The sequence below is a fragment of the Streptomyces sp. NPDC032198 genome (assembly GCF_040636975.1).
GTDB lineage: Bacteria > Actinomycetota > Actinomycetes > Streptomycetales > Streptomycetaceae > Streptomyces.
Map to the genome: position 1 here is coordinate 166805 of NZ_JBEZVL010000004.1, position 19181 is coordinate 185985.

Here is a 19181-nt window from a genome sequence, read left to right on the forward strand (position 1 = left end):
CTCAGGAGTCCTTGCACTCCACGTGGCCCCAGCCGTGTGCGTTCTTCGTGATCTTCTCACCCGCGTCGTACGACTTCTGGCAGTGGCAGCGGCCGGGGAACTTGGCCTTGATGACCCCGCCCGAGCTCCCCTTGCCCGTCCGCGCCGTCGAGCTCTTGCGCGGCCGGGCGGCGGGTGAGGCGGTCATGCGCTCGGGCCGCGGCTCGGGGATCGTGAGCGCCCCGTGGACGGTTCCGGCGGGCTGCTGCGTCGTCGCGGCGTCGCTCGCCGCGACATCGGCGATCGCGTTGAGGTGGTCGCCGTCCGCCTGGTGGGCGGCGACATGCCGGAAGGTGACCGTCCGGCCCTGCAGCAGTGCGTCGATGCGCACGACGAGGTCCTTGTTGGCCACCGGCTTCTTCGACGCGGTCAGCCAGCCGTTGCGCTTCCAGGACGCGATCCACTTGGTGACCGCGTTCATCGCGTACTGGCTGTCCATGCGGACCTCCAGCGGGACGGCCGGGTCCGTGGACTCCAACAGCTCAGCCAGCGCGGTCAGTTCGGCCACGTTGTTGGTCGCGTCGCCGAGCGGTCCCGCCTCCCACCGCTGCGGGCGCTCGTCGGCATCGGCGACCACCCAGGCCCAGGCCGCAGGACCGGGGTTCTTCTTCGCGGCTCCGTCACAGGCGGCGATGATCAAGTCAGACATCCCTCGATGATGCCAGCCTCGGAGTGCTCCGAAGGCCACCGCCCCTCCGGCGCCTGCCCGCCGGACCCTAGGTTCCGGGGGCGTCCAGCGCCGGGGCGATGACGGCGAAGGCCCGGTCGGTCAGCTCGGCGGGATCCTCGACGCCGTCGCTGTCGCTCCACCGCTGCAGGACGGTGTCGAAGGCGCACAACGCCATTCCAGCGGCCAGCCGCGGGTACAGGTCCACGCCCGCGTCCCGCCCCAGACGGCGCGCCACCTCCCCCGTCAGGTCGTCGCCCCACTGCGCCTGGTGCTCCAGGAAGCGTGCGCGCAGGGCCGGGGTGCGCAGGATCAGCCGCACCACGGGCAGCACCCGCTCGGAGTGGTCGCCGCAGGCGGCGAGCGGCACCCACACCGCGTGCCGCAGCGCCACCGAGGGCCGCTCCTCGGCGGGGCGGGCCGCCAGCTCCGCGTGGATGCCGACGCCCATGTCCGCCAGGAACTGGACGACCACGTCCTCCTTGGACGCGAAGTACCGGAAGAACGTCCGGCGGGAGACCCCCGCGGTGGTCACGATCTCGTCGATCGTGACCGCGTCGAACCCCTTCCGGGCAAGGAGTTGCAGCGCCGCTTCGGTCAACTCGTTCGAGACGAGCTGTCGTTTGCGCTCGGCCATGGTCACTTCGGGGCGGGAGCTCACCCTGGCCATGCTACACGCCAGCCATACACACCATGCCTTCCATGACACTCCAGGCACCTCTTGACACTGAGTGCCACGGGCGACAACATGTGCCGCATGACGCAGCTACAGCGCTGGACAGCCGAGCAGATCCCCGACCAGACGAAGCGGGTGTTCGTCGTCACCGGAGCCAACAGCGGCCTCGGTCTCGCGACCACCCGGGCGCTCGCCGCGAAGGGCGGGCATGTGATCCTCGCGGTGCGCGACGAGGCCAGGGGCCACCGGGCGGCAGCGGAGATCACCGCCGCACACCCGGACGCGAGTCTGGAGGTGCGCCGCCTCGACCTGGCCGACCTCGCATCGGTCCGCGGCTTCGCCGATCGGCTGCACGCCGACCACACACACGTCGACGTGCTCATCAACAACGCGGGGGTGATGGCGCCGCCCCACACGCTGAGCAGGCAGGGCCTCGAGTTGCAGTTCGCCTGCAACCACCTCGGCCACTTCGCGCTCACCGGACTGCTGCTCGACCTGCTGGCCGCCGGGAGCGACCCCCGGGTGGTGACGGTGAGTTCGATCAACCACCGGCAGGGGCACATCCGCTTCGACGACCTGACCGGCGAGCGCGGCTACAAGCCCATGGGCCACTACAACCAGTCGAAGCTGGCCAACGCCGTCTTCGGCCGCGAACTCCACCTGCGGCTCACCGACTCCCGCAGCCCGATACGCAGCGTGCTCGCCCACCCCGGCTACACCGCGACCAACCTCCAGATGGGCACGCCGACCGGCCTGTGGCGGGTGCTGCTCGGCCGCATCGGCAACCCGCTGTTCGCCCAGCGGCCCGCCGACGGCGCGCTCCCCCAGCTGTACGCGGCGACCGACCCTGAGGTGGAGAGCGGCCAGTTCATCGGCCCCGGCGGCCTGGCCGAACTGCGCGGCGCCCCGACCCGGGTGCAGCTGGCCCCCGTGGCGGCAGACACGGAGACCGGGCGGCGGCTGTGGGAGCTGTCGGAGCAACTGACCGACGTACGGTTCGCTTTCCCGGCCGCCGTATAGCCGTATAGGGACCCGCCGGATCGCCGCCTCCCCAGCCGCCCTGTCAGCGGGCCGCCACGGGGCGGATCAACTCCCAGGCCTGAACAGCGAAGTCGAGGGTCATGCCGTGGCGCTCGTACAGGGCGAGGGCGCCACTGCTGTTGTCGGTGTCCACAGCCAGGCCGATCCGCTCACGCCCCAGCGCCGCGTAGTGACCGAAGGCATGACTCAGGAGGTAGCTGCCCAGGCCGTTCGCCCGGGCCTTGCGCAGCACTCCGAGGTGGCCGATCCAGGCCATCGCGGTGCGGTCGTTCTGAGTGTGAAGCACCGCCGCGTCACCCAGGCCGTCGAGGTGCGCGATCCACATCAGGGACCAGTCGGCGCGCTCGGCGTCGAGGTCGTCCAGCCACTGCTCGTACGTGCGCGGGTGGAAGTCGAAGTGGTCGGCGAAGGTCTCCTGCAGCAGGGCGTGGGCGCGCCGGCGGTCCGGCTCGGCCAGGCAGGGGCGCAGGGTCACACCGGGTGGCGGCTCGGGCAACCGGTCCGCGTCCCGGGACAGGGGGCGGACCATCGAGTTGTAGCGGCGGACCGGCGTCCAGCCTCGTCCGCGTAGCGCGCGCAGATCCATGGTGGGGGCGATGTTGAGGTGCAGGTGCACCACGGCCCGGTCCGCTCCGTTGGCGGCGGCCCGCTCGGCGGCGCGCGCCTCCATCAGGTCCAGCAGGCGCTGGGAGGCCTGGGGCCGGCCGGGCAGCGTGCAGCACTCCAGGTCGATCTGCTGACCGCCGGACTCGTCCCACAGCAGGCCGTACGCGACCAGCCGCCCGTCGTCGAACAGCAGCCAGGAGTCGTGCTCCAGGTCAACTTCCGGGTGCTTCAAGTCTGCCTGGACAGCGCCGAGTTCGGTGTCCGCGCGACCGACCTCCAGCAGGTCGATCTCATTGAGCAGCGCACACACCGCCGCCGCGTCGTCGACCGTCGCGGGGCGCACGGCAAGGCCTGGCGGGAGGGTGGTGGGCACGGTCATGGAGCCACTCTCCGATGCCGGGAGCCGGGTCCGCAACGGACGTTTCCGGCGGCCGTGCCGGGGCTTTCCGGGACCATGCTCGGGCCTTCCGGGGCCGTGCCGGGGCCACGAGAGCCCCGGCACGGCAGAGTTCCGGCTGTGCCGGGCGGTCAGATACCGAACGGCGCGGCGTAGCGCACCATGCCGCTGGGCAGCGGGTGACCGGCGTCGAGGGCGAGCGCCATCATGGCCTCGTCCGGGACGTCGATGCCAATGCCGATGCCGTACGTCGAGGCACGGGTGAAGCCGAACCGCGGGTAGTACGCCGGGTGCCCGAGGACGGTGACGAAGCGCTCACCCCTGTCCGTGGCCACGTCGAGCGCGGCACGGATCGCCGCGGAGCCCGCACCGGTCTTCTGATGCTCGGGGAGTACGGCGACGGGGGCCAGGCACAGGGCCCGGGTGTCCCCGATGTGGCAGCGGGTCAGCAGCGCGTGGCCGACGATCTTGCCCGCTTGGTCGGTGGTGACGACGGACAGCCCGTCGATCCACGCCGTGTCGGCGCGCAGCGCGTCGACGAGGTCGGCTTCCGCCGGGGTGTCGAACGCGGCGGCGACGACGGAGCGGACGGCGGGGATGTCAGCGCTGGTCTCGGCGCGCGTGATCCACGAGTTGCCCATGCTGTTGCTCATGGCGTTGCTCATGATGGATGGAGATCCGTTTCATGGTGGGTTCGTGTGGGTGGGGCCCCGCGGGCTCACGCTTCCGGCGGGGCGAATCCGATCCGACTGAGGTCAGGCCACAACCCGGGACGTGAGGGTGGTCCGGGCGGTGCGCACGGCAGTGGCCTCGAGCGCGGTCATCAACCCCACCCCCCAACATCCTCGATCCGGATCACACGAACGCCGACGACTTTACCATCGGGCCGCTTTCGTGCGCGCGGCATGCGCCCCGCCCGCCACGCCCTGCGCGGGGACTGTCTAAGGTGCCCGGATGAGTGTTGTGGACATGAAGAAGTCAACGAGCGGGACGAGCGGAACCGTGACCCGGGGGATGTACTTCGTGTTCACCCTCCTCGTGATCGCAGTCGGCTGGGCCCTCGCGGCCGCCAACACCGGGATCTCCTATCTCGCGGTGGGCACGGACTGGATCCCGATCACGACCGGAGTCATCGGGTGCTTCGTCTTCGCGGTCCCCGTGGCCCTCCTTCACAACGCCCGGTGGCTCGCCCTCGCCTCCTTCCTGCCGGCGATCGGCGTCCTCGTGGGCTCGGTGCAGCACGCGCCCGAGGCAGCGCTCGACGCCCGGGGCGTGCGCACGAGCGTCCGCATCACGGCCGACAGCGCCGAAGCCGACGGCTCGAACAACCACCGCTTCACCCTCGTCGGCCCGGAAGGCAGGCTCGACGAGCCCCTCACCTACAGCGGGGACAACCCCGGCTGGAAGGTGGGCGAGCGGCTCGACGTCATCACTGACCCGGAAGGCGTCGTCCCGATGGAGGCCGCATCCGACGTCGACCCCGGGGGCCAACTCGGCACTCTGGCCGTGGGCGTCGCCGGATGGACGGGCATCGCGCTGCTTGCGGGACGACGCGGGTTCGTACGGCGTCGGGCGGGTCATCGCGTCACGCTGGAGGACCTCGCCTGAGACTGCTACCGGAGTTTCCGCACGCGCAGGAACATGAGCCTGCCCCTCGACCGAGGCGGGCCACGGCAGAAGGGACAGACACCTTGGGCACCCCGCAGGCCGCCCCGGCTCGGGTGGTACAGCCGTGAACACCGCGGCGGCCACCGGCCTGCTCCACCTGATCGCCGCCGAGCCGACGCTGCTCCCCGCGGCGCCGCAGGACGCGGAGGGCGACACCCTGCTGCGCCGTGTCCACGACGAACACCACCCCTGCCTGGGCTGCGGACACACGGCGAGCTGCGCCGTCATCGTCCACTCCCCCGCCGGAGACCGCTGGCTGGACCTGTGCTCCTCCTGCTGGCCCACGATCCGCCGGGCCAACGACGTCACCGACGAAGCGAACCCGTGACGCCGGTGTGCGAGTTCGTGGCTGAGGCTGATCGGATCGAAGGCCTTTCACACGGGGATCACCGTGCAGCGCCAAGTCCCCGTCCCGATGGGAGCAGCGAGGCGTAGGGCGGCGGGAACGGGGGACCCGGGAGCAACGCAGACCACGCAGCGGCATGCACCCGGGCTTCCGTTCGACGATCACAGGGAGGCGCGATGTCGACGCAGACCCATCGCCTCATCATCCACGAGCTCGCACGGTGCGACGAGTGTGCTGTGCTGCGTGTGAGCGGTGAACTCGACCGGAGCGGCGAGAAGTTCTTCCTGCGCACCCTCGGTGCCGCCGTCATGGCCGGTCATCGGCATCTCGTACTCGATGTGACGGCGCTGGTGTTCTGCGATTCGCGTGGACTCAACTGCCTGCTGGGGGTGCGGTGGTTGCTGCGGCGCCGCGAGGGCCAGCTTCTGCTGGCGGGAGCGGGCAGACATCTGGCCGAACTGCTGACGCTGACCGGCAGCACGGAGGCCTTCCCCCGCTACCTCACGGTGGGCCAGGCCCTGTTGACCCTGCCGCCCTCGCACCGCCCCGTCTGGCCGCCCTCGTCGGCGCCCACGGCCCACTCGGACAGCAAGCCGACCGACACCCCGCAGCGCGACTGACGCTACTCCGCCCGGGCCAGGGCACGGGTCAAGGGAGGGGAACGAACTCTCTTCGCCGAACTGGGCGGCGGGGAAGGTCAGTCGGCCGTGGTCATGGCGGCGTCGAGAAGGGGCCCGAGTTCCGTGGCGACGGCGGTCAGCGCACGGACATCCCGTTCGGCCCGGGCCATCAGGATCGCCCCCTCCAGGGAGCTGATCATGAGGGTGGCGAGCGCGTCGGCCCGCGCCTCCGGGACGCCCATGTCCGTCAGGGCTCGGGCCACCGAGCCGCTCCAGGTGGCGAAAGCGGCGGACACGGCCTCCCGCGTGGACTCGGTGGACTCCGCGCAGTCGACCGTCGCGGCGGCGACGGGGCAGCCGCCCTCGAACCCAGCGTTCTGGTACTCATCGGTCCACTGGCGCACCATCTCGGCGAACAGCCCGCTGGGCGTCGGCTCGGGCAGGGCAGCGAGGAAACGGCCGATGCGGCGGCTCGCGTAGCGGCCCGCCCAGCCCACCGCCTCGTTGACCAACTCCTCCTTGCCCCCAGGGAAGTGGTGCTGGATCGATCCGCGCGGCGCCTGGGCGTGAGCGGCGACGTCGCGCATCCCCGTGGCGGCGACCCCGTCGCGCCGGATGAGCTGGGCCCCGCTGAAGACCATCCGCTCGCGGGGCCCACGCCCTGACACCGCCATGCCCGACCTCCACCGTTCTCCGACGTCACCTTGTGCCTGACTTCACTGACTTCACTGACTTCAGGAACTCACTCTATGACCACCGTCATAGAGTGCACTACTATGACCACTGTCATAGTCGGTGACGCCTCCGCGTGAGCCGGAAGCAGGCCGGAAGCGGAGGTACGTCGTGCACGCAGGCTTCGTCGGACTAGGAGTCATGGGCCAGCCCATGGCACTCAACCTCGCCCGCTCGGGAACACCCCTCCTCGTCTGGAACCGCACCCCGGCCCGCTGCGAACCCCTGCGCGCCGCCGGAGCCGACATCGCGGCCTGCCCCGCCGATGTCTTCGAACGGGCCGACGTCGTGATCCTCATGCTGGCCGACGAGAGCGCCGTCGACGCGGTCCTGGGGCGCGGGACACGGGACTTCGCCGCGCGCGTCGCCGGGCACGTCATCGTCCACATGGGCACGACGTCACCGGCGTACTCGGGCGGCCTCCAGGACGACATCCGCGCCGCGGGCGGGCGCTACGTCGAGGCCCCGGTCTCCGGCTCCCGAGTCCCGGCGGAGCAGGGCCAGTTGGTGGCCATGCTGGCCGGTGACTCCGACGCCGTGGACGCCCTACGGCCCCTGCTCGCGCCCATGTGCCGGGAGACGTTCGACTGCGGACACGTTCCCGGCGCCCTGCAGATGAAGCTCTCGGTGAACCTCTTCCTGATCACGCTGGTGACCGGTCTGGCCGAGGCCTTCCACTTCGCCGACCGGCACGGACTCGACCGGCGCCGCTTCCTGGACGTACTGGACGCGGGCCCGATGGCCAGCCCCGTGTCCCGCGTGAAGGCGCCGAAACTGCTCGCCCGCGACTTCGCCGTCCAGGCGGCGGCCAAAGACGTCCTGAAGAACAACCAGTTGATCGCGGAGGCCGCCCGCAAGGCCGGTCTGGCGTCTCCCCTCCTCGACGTCTGCCACGCCCTCTTCGAGGAGACCGTGACGCAGGGCCACGGCGGCGAGGACATGGTGGCCGTACTGCGCGCACTGGAGGCCCGGACCGACGGGGCGCGCTGCGACTGATCACCACTGCGGTCCGCGCCCCCCCTTGCGAGTACGCGGGAGCCCGCACGCGCGGGAGCCCTGCGAGCGCCCGGCAAACGGCTCAGACGACGATGACCCGGCGCCCGCGTGTGTGACCGGCCTGGCTGTCGATGTGCGCCGCCGCGGCGTCGGCGAGGGCGTAGGACTTCTCGACGGGGATGTGGAGCTTTCCCCGCGTGATGAGGCCGACGGCCTCGGCGAGCGCGTCGGGCACGCTCCCGGCCACGCCGGAGAACCGGACACCGAACTCCGGCGCACCGAGATCGGCGATGGTGATCACCTTTTGGGGGTCTCCGGTCAGCTCGACGAGCTCGCGGATCACTCCCGAGCCGGCCAGATCGAGCGCCGCGTCGACCTGGCCGAGTTGCCGCACCCGCTCGACCCAGCCCTCGCCGTACGTGGTGGGCACAGCGCCCAGGCTGCGCAGGTAGTCCTGGTTCGCGGCCCCCGCCGTGCCGATCACCGTGATGCCGCGGTCGCGGGCAATCTGCAGCACGGCCGATCCGACTCCCCCGGACGCGCCGCTGACCAGCAGCGTCTGCCCGGGCCGCACTCCGACCTCGCGGATGATGCGCAGCGCGGTCTCGACCACGGAGGGATAACCGGCCGCCTCTTCGAACGTCAGGCCCTCGGGCATACGGGCCCAGGCCGACAGCACGGCGAACTCCGCGTAGGTGCTCGCCCCTTCACCGAACACACGGTCGCCGACCGCGACCCCTTCGACGCCCTCACCGACCTCGTCCACCGTCCCCGAGGCGTCCAGGCCGACCCCGGCGGGCAACACGGTCGGATGGGCCCCAAGGACCTGGCCTTCACGAACTCTCCAGTCGACGGGGTTCACTCCCGCCGCCCGCACGGCGATGCGTATCCGGCCGGGGCCCGCGTGGGGCTCCTCGGCGTCGGTGAGGTGCAGGACTTCCGGACCGCCGAACTCGGCGAAGCTCACTCTCTTCATGTGAGCGAACGTAACACTAACCGTTAGTTTTTCATAACCGTTTTGATTTTGTATTTGCTAGCGTGCGGGCATGACCGAGCTGTCCGGGCGCCGCGAGCGCAAGAAGGCCGCGACCCGCAAGAAGATCGCCGACACGGCCCTGCACCTCTTCCTGGAGCGCGGGTACGACGCGGTGGGCATCCGCGACGTGGCCGCCGAGGCCGATGTGGCCGTCACCACGCTCTTCTCCCACTTCGCCTCGAAAGAGGCCCTGGTGTTCGACCTGGACGCGGACTTCGAGCAGCGCCTCGTACAGGCGGCCACCGACCGGGCGGCGGGCGAGCCGCTCATCCCCGCACTGCACCGCGAGATCCTCGCCCTGGTGCGACATTGCACGGCGGAGGGCGCGGCCCCCATCTGGCGCCTGATCGACGAAACGCCCGCCCTGCGGGAGTACGAGGGATCGATGAGGCTGCGCCACGCGGAGTCACTGGCCGCGGCCATCGCCGCCGATCCCGCCCTGTCGCAGTCCACGACGGCCGGCCGGGCGATCGCGAGGTTCGCGATCGACGCGTTCTCGCTGGCCCGCGAGGCGCCCGACCCGGAGGCCGCGGTGGACGAGATCTTTCTGATGGTCGAGGCGGCCTGGAAGGCCACCTGACCATCCCGGCACCCGCAAGGAACCGCCCCCGCGCTCAGGCCTCGACAGCGGGCCGGTAGGGGCTGTGCATGGTCAGGAAGCGGATGTCGAGGTCGGACCGCAGGTAGTCCATCCGCCGCTCCCAGAAGGCCCGCATGTGCGGGAGCGCCAGGTGGGCGTCGAGATCGGCCTGGGAGCGCCAGGCCTCGTAGAAGACGAAGACGCCGGGCTCGTCCCGGTCCTCGTGGAAGTGGTACTCCAGGCAGCCGGGCTCTTGCCGCGTCGGCTCGACGAACGAGAGCAGGAGCTCCTTGAGTTCGGCGGCGCGTTCGGGCTTGGGGCGGGCGGTGCCGACGAGCGTGAACGGCGTTTCCATCTGGCCCATGCAGGTTCTCTCCTCGACAGACGTCGGTAGACGCACCGACAGGTAGGTACGAATTATCTCGTACCTCGATGCCGGACGGACGCTAGCGGGCTCGCAGGTACGATGCAAGCCGTACCTAACAGCCGCATTCAAAGGGAGGCGCCCGGCATGCCCGACGACGAAGGTCATCCGACCGTCGAGGAGATGCGGCTCGGCCCGGTGCTCGCCGCGCTGGCGGACCCGTTGCGCCGCCGCGTGGTGCGCGAGCTGGCCGTCGCGCCCGACGGCACGGCGCGCACGTGCAGTTCCTTCGCGCTGCCGGTCTCCAAAGCGACCGTCACACATCACTTCCGCGCGCTGCGCGAGGCCGGTCTTATCCAGCAGGTCTCGCGCGGCAACAGCCGGATGGCCACCTTGCGCAGGGCAGAGGTGGAGCAGCGGTTCCCCGGGCTCCTGGAGGTAGTGGCGGCCGAGCCGGAGGAGTGAGCCGCGCGGGACCAACCCCGTCGACGCACCGCTCTCCATCCCGGGGACCTGCGGAAATGCAGCAGACCTCTGGGGCGGCGTTCACGTAGGGTGCGGCAGCATGAACCAGGTTTCCCGTGCTGCCGTCCGTCCGATACGTGCCGATGAGTGGCCCCAGGTGAAGGAACTGCGGCTCGCCGCGCTGAAGGACCCGGTGGCTCCGATCGCGTTTCTCGAAACGTACGAAGAGGCCGCCGCGAAGCCGGACTCCTTCTGGCAGGAGCGGGCCGAGGGGGCAGCCGACGGGACGCGAGTGCGCCAGTTCGTGGCCGAGGGCCCGGACGGGACCTGGAGCGGCACGGTGAGCGTGCTCATCGAGGAACCGGACAGCGACGACGTGTTCGGCGGGGCGATTCAGCGGCGCCAGGCGCATGTCGTCGGCGTCTTCGTCCGCCCCGAGCACCGCGGAAACGGAGTGATCGATGCGCTCTTCGAGGCGGCGGTCGAGTGGGCACGGTCGGTGCCGGACGTGGCGCGGGTGCGCCTGTTCGTCCATGAGGACAACGCGCGGGCCGAGACGTTCTACCGGCGGTTCGGATTCGCGCGCTCCGGGGTGACCGTCCCGATGAAGGGCGATCCCTCCAAGCTGGAGCGCGAGATGGTTCTCGGTGAGCGGACGGGTGCGTCCGACTCCGCCCACGGCTTTCCGGCCGGGCAGCAGTTGCCGTAGTTCCCAGCAGGTGCAGAGTTCCTAAAGGCCTGCGCGTCCCACGAAGAGGCCCCTCAGATGGGCCAGGCTCCGCTCGGCCCGCGGACGCAGGTCGGCGACGACGGCACGGGCGTCGGCCCGCAGCCGGTCCTCGGCACCGGCACCGAGGACGTCCACGGCTTCAGTGGCGAACGACGGGTCGGCGAGCCAGTCGTCGAGGAGCTCCGGAGTGACCTCCAGGTGGAACTGGAGCCCCCAGGCGGCAGGCCCGGCACGGAACGCCTGACACTCCGTGGTGTCGGTCCAGGCCAGGACGCGCGTGCTGTCGGCGGGGATGATCCGGTCGCCGTGCCAGTGGAGCACGCCAGGGGCGTCGGCCAGCGGACCGACGACCGGATCGTCGCGGTCCACGTCGCGCAGCGGAGCCCAGCCGATCTCGCTCCCCCGGCCAAGAGCGGCACCGGACCGCACCGGCATGTCCTGGGCGCGGGCCAGGAGTTGCGCACCCAGGCACACGCCCAGGGTCGGAACCCCGGCCCGCAGCGCGTCGGCCAGGAGGTCCCTCTCCAGCTTCAGCGCCGGGTGCGCCGCCAGGTCGTCGGCGTTCATGGGGCCGCCCATCACGACAAGGCCCGCCAACTCCGTCACCGGCGGCAGATCGCGGGCCAAGGCGCCCGGCGCGTCGATCAGGTCAGGACATCGACGTGGAGCCCGCTGCCGTCCAGGGCTTCCAGGATGAGGCCGGGCTTCTCGACCTCGACGTGCTGAAGGATCAGGACGGTGCGCGCGAGCATGGGGGGTCTCCAACGGGGTTCAGCGGAGTCGAACGGGCCCAGCGGCCCCAGTGCGGTTCGGTCTAGTGGCGGACGCGGACGCCGTGGCGGGTGCGCATGCGGTGCAGTTCCCACAGGGCCACCGCGGTCACGGACATCGGCCCGCCGAGGACCGCGCACCACTGCGCGAGGGGAGGCCCGTGCGGCAAACCGCCTTCGAGCGCGAGGCTGGAGAGCATCAGCTCCCAGACGAGTACGACGGTGAGCGCGGCCGGCAGAGCGGCGTGCACGTTCGACGTGTTGAAGGCATAGCGGGCGGCGAAAGCCGAGGCGAAGAGCAGGAACGGCAGCAGCCAGACGAGCCCGATGAGCAGCGCCAGAGCGATGAGGCCGTTCACGAGCGTGCCGTAGTTCTGCTTGAGCACCAGGGCGCTGCCCGCGAGCACGAGGCCGACGCCCACCAAGATGCCGATGTACCAGCCCACGGCCTTGAGCGGCGCACGCAGCCGGGAGCGGAGCACGCTCCGGTGAGCTGCGGGCGCGTAGCGGATGAAGCCGAAGACGACGAGCGGCCCGGTGAAGATGAGCAGCAGCGGGGCGAGGATCAGCTTCACGACGCCGTCATTGGCGACCCCGCTCCAGCCCTCGTCCGCCCCGTAGGTGTAGACGAGGAGGAGGCTTGCGGATAGACCGGCGATCGCGCGCCCCAGCTGCACCTTCGTCACGAGCGAATCCTCGACGCGGCCGGCACCGGGCTGGTTGAAGATCGCCTCGGCCCGGCGGCGGGCGGAACGGATGAACGGGATGAGCGGCGAGACAAAGAAGAGCGCGCATCCGGAACGCCCCCGCCGGACGGGCTGCGGCGGCAGCGGGTATGGATACGGCTGCGGTTGCGGAGGCAGGTACGGACCGGGCTGACCGGGTTGCGGTGGTCCGTACGGGTTCGGACCACCGCCCTGCGGCTGGCCGTTCCCTGGTCCCCAGCCCTGATATCCCCCGTGTGCCACGGTTCCCCCTTGCCTCCTGCGACGCTTCTGAGCGGGCGCAGTTTACTGGCCGGAACCGGAACTCCGTCACCGGGCAGAGGAGAGGGAACGGGAACGCGGGGCATACGTCGGCCGGTTGCTCCGATATGCGCGTTTCGCGGATCGCGGCCGAAGGCCGGCAGACCCATAAGCCGGTAAGCCGGTGACCGGCAGCCGAACCGCCGCGCCTGACGCGACGGTTCGGCTGTCGTTGGTCCGTCCGCGAACCTAGGCGGCGACCTTCTGCTCGTACCCCACGAGACGTACGCACGCGGCGAGCCCCGCGATGGCCTGCTCGAGCTCCGCCAGGCTCGGGTAGCTCGGCGCGATGCGGATGGTGGCGTCGCGCGGGTCGTCGCCGTACGGGTGGGTCGCACCGGCCGGGGTCAGCACGATGCCCGCGTCGGCAGCACGGCGTACGACCTCCTTGGCGCAGCCGTCGGCCACTTCGAGGGTGACGAAGTAGCCGCCCTTGGGGTCGGTCCAGCGGGCGAGTCCGGTGCCGCCGAGCTCCGCCTCCAGGATCCGGGCCACGGCCTCGAACTTCGGCTGGAGCAGGGCGCGCTGGCGCTCCATGTGGGCCCGCACACCGTCGGCGTCCCGCAGGAACATGACGTGCCGCAGCTGGTTGATCTTGTCCGGGCCGATCGACCGCTTGGCGTTGTTGGCGAGCAGCCACTTCAGGTTCGCGGGCGACGAGCCGAAGAAGGCGACGCCCGCACCCGCAACGGTGATCTTCGAGGTGGAGCCGAAGACGAAGACCCGGTCCTCGTTACCGGCGTCCGCGCAGGCGGTGAGCAGATCGGCGATCTCGACGGGCTCCGCGGTGAGGTGGTGGGCGGCGTACGCGTTGTCCCAGAAGATCCGGAAGTCGGGCGCCGCGGTCTGCATCGAGGCGAGGCGGGCGACGGTCTCGTCGCTGTAGCAGACACCGTCGGGGTTGCTGTACTTCGGGACGCACCAGATGCCCTTGACCGCCGGGTTCTCGGCGACGAGCCGCTCCACGACGTCCATGTCCGGACCCTCGGCGGTCATCGGCACGGGAATCATGTCGATCCCGAACCGCTCGCAGAGACCGAAGTGCCGGTCGTAACCCGGAACCGGGCACAGGAACGCGATCCGCTCCTGGTCCACCCAGCGCGACTCGGCTCCCGGCACCTTGCTCAGCAGGGCGTGCACCAGGCAGTCGTGCATCAGCTCCAGGCTGGAGTTGCCGAGCGCGAGGAGCTGCCCGGCAGGCACCTGGAGGACGTCCGCGAAGATCTCCCGGAGCTCCACCAGACCCTGCAGACCGCCGTAATTGCGTACGTCCGCGCCGTCGGCGGAGGTGTGCCGACCGCCCGGCAGGCTCAGCATGTCCTCGGAGAGGTCGAGCTGCTCCGGCGCCGGCTTGCCACGCGTGAGGTCGAGCGAGAGCCCTCGTCCCGCGAGGTCCTGGTAGTCCTGGCGGGCCCGCTCAAGGAGCCCGGTCACGGCGTCGGGGCTCAGCTCGGTGGTCATGGTGTCTGTGTCCTTACGTTGTCGGCGCCGACCGGGCCGGTGAGCTGCCCGTGCCTGCGCCGGAGGTATCGGCACTGCCTGCCGAGGATACAAAGCGATGGCCTGCCCATGTCCGGGCAGGTGGCGTTCGTCACTCTCCTGGTACCGCCCGCTCCCGGCGCCGGACGCCTGCCCCGTGGTCGCACATGTCACTCCTGTCGTGCATGTCACTCAGGGCACGCAGGGGGCACGCAGAGGGCACGCAGGCTCACTGAAGCAGCTCGAAGTGCGGATGGTCCGGGGATGCCGGGCACACAGCTTTCCCGAACTGCCTAGTCGACGAGCTCGGCCGCCTTGGTCATCGGCCCACCGGCGTCACCGGTGTTCATCGTTCCGGCGGGTTCGAAGAGCAGGATGGCGGTCTCCTCCTCGGCCACGGGGCAGTGCTCGACGCCGCGGGGGACGACGAACAGCTCGCCGGGGGCCAGGTCCACGTCGCCGTCCCTGAGCTGGATGGTGAGCCGCCCGCTGAGGACCATGAACAGTTCATCGGTGTCCTCGTGGCTGTGCCAGACGAACTCGCCGTGCAGCTTGGCCAGTTTGACCTCGTAGTCGTTGAGGACGGCCACCGTCTTCTGCGACCACAGCTCGCTGAACTCCGCGAGCTTCGCGGCCATGTTGACGGGCACGGACTTCTTGGGCTTCTCGGACATGCGGTCCTCGCTTCTTCCCTTCGTGACCGGCGGCCCGGGACCCGTCAATCCGAGGGCCCCGCGCTGTCCGGCTTGTGCCATGAGCCTCCCGCCGCGGGACTTCGCCGGTCTTGTACGTTCCTGGCATGAACGGAGAGCGCCCCCGCACGTCCGTCAGCGCCTGGCGGCCGCCGGTCGCGGGGATATCGGAGGTCTTCCACGCGCATTTCACCGACCACGCGTATCCGGCGCACACCCACGACACGTGGGACCTGATGATCCTCGACGAGGGGGCGGTCGACTTTGCGCTCGACCGCCGCCGCCACGACGTGACCAGCACCGCCCGTGTGCTTCTGCTGCCTCCCGGTGTGCCGCACGACGGGCGGACGGTCACCGCATCGGGCTTCCGCAAACGCGTGCTCTACCTCGATGACTCCGTGCTCCCCCACAGGCTGGTCGGCGGTGCGGTGGACGGCCCGGTCCTGGACGACGCCCTGCTGCGCCATCGGATCCACCAGCTCCACATGTCCCTCGGCCACGCGGGAGACGCGTTCGAGGCCGAGTCACGTCTCGCCCTCATCCGTGAGCGGCTCCACGTCCACCTCGACGCGCTGCGGCCCCGCGCTCCCGGCCGTGAGGCGAACCGGCTCGCGGCCGGGCTGCGAGAGCTGCTGGATGCGCGGACAGCCACCGGGCTCTCGCTGCACCAGGCCGCCACCATCCTGCACGCGCATCCCACCCACCTGATCCGCTGCTTCAGGCAGACCTACGGCCTGCCGCCGCACGCCTACCTCACCGGCACGCGCATCGACCGCGCACGCCGGCTCCTGCTCGACGGCCACCGCCCGGCCGAGGTCGCCACCGCCGTGGGCTTCCACGACCAGGCCCACCTGAACCGGCACTTCGCGCGCCACGTGGGGACGACACCCGGACGCTACGGGCGGGGCGGGGGGGTAGCCCCCGCAGGCATCGGCCAGGTGACCTGATGTTCTGTCACCGCCCGTGCTCCTAACGTCGGCTCCGGCCCGTCTTCGCGGGTCACTCTTCTTCGAGCCACATGATCCAGAGGAGCACCATGCGCGGTGTCGCCCCTTCACTCGCGGTCGGTTCACTCGCGGTCGGCCTGAGCCTGGCCGGACTGCTCGCCGGAGCCGTGCCTTCGACTGCGACCCCTTCCCGTGGCACCCGCCCGGCCCCGGCCCCGGCCTACGAGCAGCAGCGGCTGAGCTGGGGCCCGTGCCCGGAGGCGCAGACGGAGCTGAACGCCGCGGGAGCGCGGTGCGCGAAGGTGACCGTTCCCCTCGACTACTCCGCCCCCGGCGGCCGCACCCTCCACATCGCGGTCTCGCGCGTCAAGGCCACGTCCTCGTCCCACCGCCGCGGCATCCTGCTGTCCAACCCCGGTGGCCCCGGCGGCACCGGACTGGCCAACACCCTTGCGTTGCGGCCCGCGTTGAAGGGAGCGGCGGACGGCTACGACCTCATCGGGTTCGACCCGCGGTTCCTCGGCGAGAGTTCCCCGATCACCTGCGGCCCGGCCGGCCCGCCGTCCCCGCCAGGCCCCTCGACCTCACCCCGCGCGGACTTCGACGCATCCGTGCGAGACGCGCGGAAGACGGCACGGCGCTGCCAGGAGCACGGCGACAACGCCGAACTCCTGCCGCACGCGTCCACTCGGAACGTGGCCCGGGACATGGACGTGATCAGGGCCGCCCTCGGCGAGCGGAAACTCTCCTACTACGGCATCTCCTACGGCGCCGACCTGGGCGCCGTCTACACCCAGATGTTCCCCCGCCGCACCGACCGCATGGTCATCGACTCCTCGACGGACCCGGCGTCCACCCAGTACGAACTGTTCCGGAGCGCGGGCCAACCGGCCGAGGAAGCACTGGACGCATGGGCCGCCTGGACCGCCCGCCACCACGCGACGTACCGGCTGGGCCGCACGGCGTTTCAGGTACGGACGCGTGTCGAGCGGCTCCTCGCGCAGGCCGAGCGTCACCCGGTCACCGTCGACGGGCAGCGCCTCAACGCCCCCGTCCTGCGGCTGCTGTTGAAGCAGCCCATTCAGCACGCGGAGAACGATCCGGTGCTGGCCGCGATCGTCCGGGACCTGGCCGACGCGGCGGCGGGGAAGCCGGTCGAGCCGGGCCCCGAGCTCGCCGCGATGCTGGAGCTGCTCGCTTCGCCCGATCTGGCGGACAGCATGGTGGGCGGCGCGCTGTTCATGTGCGGCGACGGCGGCTGGCCCGCCGGCGGCTGGCCGAAGGACCCGGAAACGTACTGGAAGAACAGTGAGCACAGCCGCACCACCCAGCCCGTGTTCGGCCCCTACGTCAACGGCATGATCGCCCCGTGTGCGTTCTGGGCCGCCGAGCCCCGCGAACCGGGCACGGCCATCGCCAACAACGTGCCCGTACTGATGCTCCAGGCGCGCCACGACAACAACGTCCCCTATGCCGGGGCGCTTGCCCTGCACCGCAGGCTGACCGGCTCCCGGCTGATCACCGCGGACATCCGCTCCCACGGCGTCTACGGCCGCGGCCTCGAAGGCCTTCGCCCCGTTCCCTGTGCCGACCGCGCGGTCAACGACTATCTGCGCACGGGCGATCTTCCCGCCCATGACAGCACGTGCGCCCGGCGGTAGCCCGCCCGTTCCTCGGCCGACGAACCGTCAGCCCGTCCGGAAGCGCCGGAGCAGGCCGAGCGCTGCGGGGCTTTCCGGGGCGAAGCCCCGCAGTCCCTCCTGCTCGGCGGGAACGCCCGGACCCCACAGGCGCGCGCCGTGGCACCGGAAGCAGAACGCCATGCGGAACAGCAGTCCCGTGGAGCTGTGGGCCCTGATCCCCCAGCCCGGCAAGAAGCAGCGGTGCAGTTCGTCGTCGGGGATCCCGGCCAGTAGAGCCAGTGCGTCGCGGGCCTGGCCGTCCGCCCACAGCGCGACGTCCTGGCCGATCAGGTCGGCCGAACCGACGTTCACCACAGGGCCGGTGAGCCGGACGACCTCGATCAGCTCGGTCTTCTCACAGGACGGCAGCAGCATGCGCCAAGCATCGCGCACGCACCGGGAACGCGCGGCGACTCCTCGCACAACCGGAACCGACCTCGGCCTCGTCGCAGTCCCCTCCTGTGCCCGCCGCTCGCTCTGGCCTACCATCAGTCGGTGGCCAGGCGGGAGATGCGAATCCGGGGCAGGGCGGTGCGCACCGCCCTGTTCGCCATGGCCGTCCTCTTCCTTGTCCCCTTGCTCGGGATCGACGGGGCGTCGGGCACCGCTGTCACGAGGGCCGCCGAGGATCGCGGCGCGAGGGCCGTCGCCTTCGGCCCGTACGCCGAGGGCGCGACCCACAGCCGTGACGGCGACCGAGCCCGCGACGGCGGCCGTGGCTGCCACGAGGGCGAGAACAGGGCCCCGCGCGGGGCGTTGCCGGCTCCCGAGCGGACCAGTTCGCCCACCTTCGAGGCGGCGCCCGCGTCGTACGAGCCGCGGGACGAGGCCCCCGAACTCCCCGGTGCCTCTCCCCCGGACGCGACGTCCGTGGACCTCTACAGAACCCAGGTCATCAGAACGTAGACGGGATCTCTCCACCCGCACCCCGCCGACAGGACCGGTCGGCAGTGACGCATCACCCCTTCACCGATCAACAGGAGAGATCCGCATGCCCCTTTCCGCTTCCACCCGTGCATCCACCGCCGTCCTGGGCGGCGGCCACTCCCCCTACGCCTCCGCGCACCCCGGCGGTGACATCGGCCTCCTTCTGCTGCGCTGCGCGGTCGGTCTGACCATGGCCGTCCACGGCAGCCAGAAGCTCTTCGGCTGGTTCAACGGCGCCGGCCTCGACAGCACCGCGGGATTCTTCGCGAGCGAGGGCTACTCCGCGCCGAAGACCATGGCCACGATCGCCGGTCTGACCGAGACGTTCTGCGGCCTCGGCCTCGCCATCGGCCTTCTCACGCCGCTCGCCGGGGCGGGCATCGTCGGGATCATGCTCAATGCCATCGCCATGAAGTGGGGCAACGGCTTCTTCAACCCCGCCGGCATCGAGTACGACCTGATCCTGCTGACGGCCGCCGTGAGCCTGGCGCTCGCCGGCCCCGGCAGGTTCGCCGTGGACCGCCTCCTGCCCATCCCGCGCGCACACCGTCTGTCCCACGGGGTCGCTGCCGTGGCCCTCGGCGTGGTCTCGGCCGCGATCGTCCTGGTGGCCCTGCGCGACTGACCACCGACTGACCACGCCGAGCCTCGCACCACCCCCCTGGGCGGCAACGCGGTCCCGGACAGTAGCGTGCA

The 19181-nt window shown here is 71.0% G+C and carries 24 protein-coding genes; 12 read left to right on the forward strand and 12 right to left on the reverse strand.

The window, feature by feature from the left end:
* Position 1 precedes the first annotated feature (1 nt).
* Together AB0E78_RS11680 and AB0E78_RS11685 are read right to left on the reverse strand one after the other, a co-directional pair.
* Entirely contained in the window at positions 2-688 is a 687-nt protein-coding gene (locus AB0E78_RS11680; RefSeq protein WP_361830776.1) for a ribonuclease H, read from the reverse strand.
* Between the two features lie 67 nt (positions 689-755).
* On the reverse strand, positions 756-1376 hold the full coding sequence (locus tag AB0E78_RS11685; protein WP_361830779.1) for a TetR family transcriptional regulator: 621 nt from the start codon (positions 1374-1376) through the stop codon (positions 756-758).
* An 87-nt stretch (positions 1377-1463) separates the two neighbouring features.
* On the opposite strand from AB0E78_RS11685, the gene AB0E78_RS11690 reads away from it, so the two are divergent.
* On the forward strand, positions 1464-2402 hold the full coding sequence (locus AB0E78_RS11690; RefSeq protein ID WP_361830782.1) for an oxidoreductase: 939 nt from the start codon (positions 1464-1466) through the stop codon (positions 2400-2402).
* Between the two features lie 43 nt (positions 2403-2445).
* Here AB0E78_RS11690 and AB0E78_RS11695 read toward each other — a convergent pair whose 3' ends face one another.
* Both AB0E78_RS11695 and AB0E78_RS11700 read right to left on the reverse strand, forming a co-directional pair.
* Positions 2446-3408 (reverse strand): GNAT family N-acetyltransferase, encoded by a 963-nt coding sequence (locus AB0E78_RS11695; protein WP_361830785.1) that lies wholly within the window; start codon positions 3406-3408, stop codon positions 2446-2448.
* Between the two features lie 149 nt (positions 3409-3557).
* Positions 3558-4067 (reverse strand): N-acetyltransferase, encoded by a 510-nt coding sequence (locus AB0E78_RS11700; RefSeq protein ID WP_361831734.1) that lies wholly within the window; start codon positions 4065-4067, stop codon positions 3558-3560.
* 313 nt (positions 4068-4380) lie between these two features.
* On the opposite strand from AB0E78_RS11700, the gene AB0E78_RS11705 reads away from it, so the two are divergent.
* From AB0E78_RS11705 to AB0E78_RS11715, 3 genes are all read left to right on the forward strand, one after another.
* The gene (locus tag AB0E78_RS11705) at positions 4381-5034 is read left to right on the forward strand and encodes a hypothetical protein (RefSeq protein WP_361830788.1); all 654 of its coding nucleotides are present in this window, start codon (positions 4381-4383) and stop codon (positions 5032-5034) included.
* A gap of 124 nt (positions 5035-5158) precedes the next feature.
* A complete protein-coding gene (locus tag AB0E78_RS11710; RefSeq protein WP_361830790.1) occupies positions 5159-5422 on the forward strand; it encodes a hypothetical protein in 264 nt (87 codons plus the stop codon).
* Positions 5423-5616: 194 nt separating this feature from the next.
* Complete coding sequence (locus AB0E78_RS11715) at positions 5617-6060, forward strand: STAS domain-containing protein (RefSeq protein WP_361830793.1); 444 nt, start codon at positions 5617-5619, stop codon at positions 6058-6060.
* Positions 6061-6137: 77 nt separating this feature from the next.
* Here AB0E78_RS11715 and AB0E78_RS11720 read toward each other — a convergent pair whose 3' ends face one another.
* Positions 6138-6734 carry a TetR/AcrR family transcriptional regulator gene (locus AB0E78_RS11720; protein WP_361830795.1) on the reverse strand — a complete coding sequence of 199 codons (597 nt, stop codon included), beginning with the start codon at positions 6732-6734 and terminating at the stop codon, positions 6138-6140.
* A 169-nt stretch (positions 6735-6903) separates the two neighbouring features.
* On the opposite strand from AB0E78_RS11720, the gene AB0E78_RS11725 reads away from it, so the two are divergent.
* Positions 6904-7788, forward strand: a complete 885-nt coding sequence (locus AB0E78_RS11725; RefSeq protein WP_361830798.1) for an NAD(P)-dependent oxidoreductase — start codon at positions 6904-6906, stop codon at positions 7786-7788.
* Positions 7789-7870: 82 nt separating this feature from the next.
* On the opposite strand, the gene AB0E78_RS11730 is transcribed toward AB0E78_RS11725, so the two are convergent.
* A complete protein-coding gene (locus tag AB0E78_RS11730) occupies positions 7871-8764 on the reverse strand; it encodes an NADP-dependent oxidoreductase (protein WP_361830801.1) in 894 nt (297 codons plus the stop codon).
* A gap of 70 nt (positions 8765-8834) precedes the next feature.
* On the opposite strand from AB0E78_RS11730, the gene AB0E78_RS11735 reads away from it, so the two are divergent.
* On the forward strand, positions 8835-9404 hold the full coding sequence (locus AB0E78_RS11735) for a helix-turn-helix domain-containing protein (protein WP_361830804.1): 570 nt from the start codon (positions 8835-8837) through the stop codon (positions 9402-9404).
* Positions 9405-9438: 34 nt separating this feature from the next.
* Here AB0E78_RS11735 and AB0E78_RS11740 read toward each other — a convergent pair whose 3' ends face one another.
* Positions 9439-9759 carry a putative quinol monooxygenase gene (locus AB0E78_RS11740; protein ID WP_361831736.1) on the reverse strand — a complete coding sequence of 107 codons (321 nt, stop codon included), beginning with the start codon at positions 9757-9759 and terminating at the stop codon, positions 9439-9441.
* Between the two features lie 156 nt (positions 9760-9915).
* Here AB0E78_RS11740 and AB0E78_RS11745 point away from each other — a divergent pair, with 156 nt between their 5' ends.
* Both AB0E78_RS11745 and AB0E78_RS11750 read left to right on the forward strand, forming a co-directional pair.
* On the forward strand, positions 9916-10233 hold the full coding sequence (locus AB0E78_RS11745; protein WP_361830807.1) for a helix-turn-helix domain-containing protein: 318 nt from the start codon (positions 9916-9918) through the stop codon (positions 10231-10233).
* 100 nt (positions 10234-10333) lie between these two features.
* On the forward strand, positions 10334-10942 hold the full coding sequence (locus AB0E78_RS11750) for a GNAT family N-acetyltransferase (protein WP_361830810.1): 609 nt from the start codon (positions 10334-10336) through the stop codon (positions 10940-10942).
* 21 nt (positions 10943-10963) lie between these two features.
* On the opposite strand, the gene AB0E78_RS11755 is transcribed toward AB0E78_RS11750, so the two are convergent.
* From AB0E78_RS11755 to AB0E78_RS11770, 4 genes are all read right to left on the reverse strand, one after another.
* Positions 10964-11590 (reverse strand): type 1 glutamine amidotransferase, encoded by a 627-nt coding sequence (locus AB0E78_RS11755; protein ID WP_361830812.1) that lies wholly within the window; start codon positions 11588-11590, stop codon positions 10964-10966.
* A 187-nt stretch (positions 11591-11777) separates the two neighbouring features.
* On the reverse strand, positions 11778-12419 hold the full coding sequence (locus tag AB0E78_RS11760; protein ID WP_361830814.1) for a hypothetical protein: 642 nt from the start codon (positions 12417-12419) through the stop codon (positions 11778-11780).
* A gap of 528 nt (positions 12420-12947) precedes the next feature.
* Positions 12948-14219 (reverse strand): aminotransferase, encoded by a 1272-nt coding sequence (locus tag AB0E78_RS11765; protein WP_361830817.1) that lies wholly within the window; start codon positions 14217-14219, stop codon positions 12948-12950.
* Between the two features lie 311 nt (positions 14220-14530).
* Complete coding sequence (locus tag AB0E78_RS11770) at positions 14531-14911, reverse strand: cupin domain-containing protein (RefSeq protein ID WP_361830820.1); 381 nt, start codon at positions 14909-14911, stop codon at positions 14531-14533.
* A gap of 125 nt (positions 14912-15036) precedes the next feature.
* Between AB0E78_RS11770 and AB0E78_RS11775 the strand changes: the two genes are divergently transcribed.
* Positions 15037-15876, forward strand: a complete 840-nt coding sequence (locus AB0E78_RS11775) for an AraC family transcriptional regulator (RefSeq protein ID WP_361830823.1) — start codon at positions 15037-15039, stop codon at positions 15874-15876.
* Positions 15877-15965: 89 nt separating this feature from the next.
* Positions 15966-17537: an alpha/beta hydrolase gene (locus AB0E78_RS11780; RefSeq protein ID WP_361830825.1), complete on the forward strand. Its 1572-nt coding sequence runs from the start codon at positions 15966-15968 to the stop codon at positions 17535-17537.
* A 27-nt stretch (positions 17538-17564) separates the two neighbouring features.
* Here AB0E78_RS11780 and AB0E78_RS11785 read toward each other — a convergent pair whose 3' ends face one another.
* The gene (locus AB0E78_RS11785) at positions 17565-17933 is read right to left on the reverse strand and encodes a hypothetical protein (protein ID WP_361830828.1); all 369 of its coding nucleotides are present in this window, start codon (positions 17931-17933) and stop codon (positions 17565-17567) included.
* 120 nt (positions 17934-18053) lie between these two features.
* On the opposite strand from AB0E78_RS11785, the gene AB0E78_RS11790 reads away from it, so the two are divergent.
* On the forward strand, positions 18054-18464 hold the full coding sequence (locus AB0E78_RS11790; protein WP_361830831.1) for a hypothetical protein: 411 nt from the start codon (positions 18054-18056) through the stop codon (positions 18462-18464).
* A gap of 85 nt (positions 18465-18549) precedes the next feature.
* Entirely contained in the window at positions 18550-19110 is a 561-nt protein-coding gene (locus tag AB0E78_RS11795) for a DoxX family protein (RefSeq protein ID WP_361830833.1), read from the forward strand.
* Positions 19111-19181: the final 71 nt, after the last annotated feature.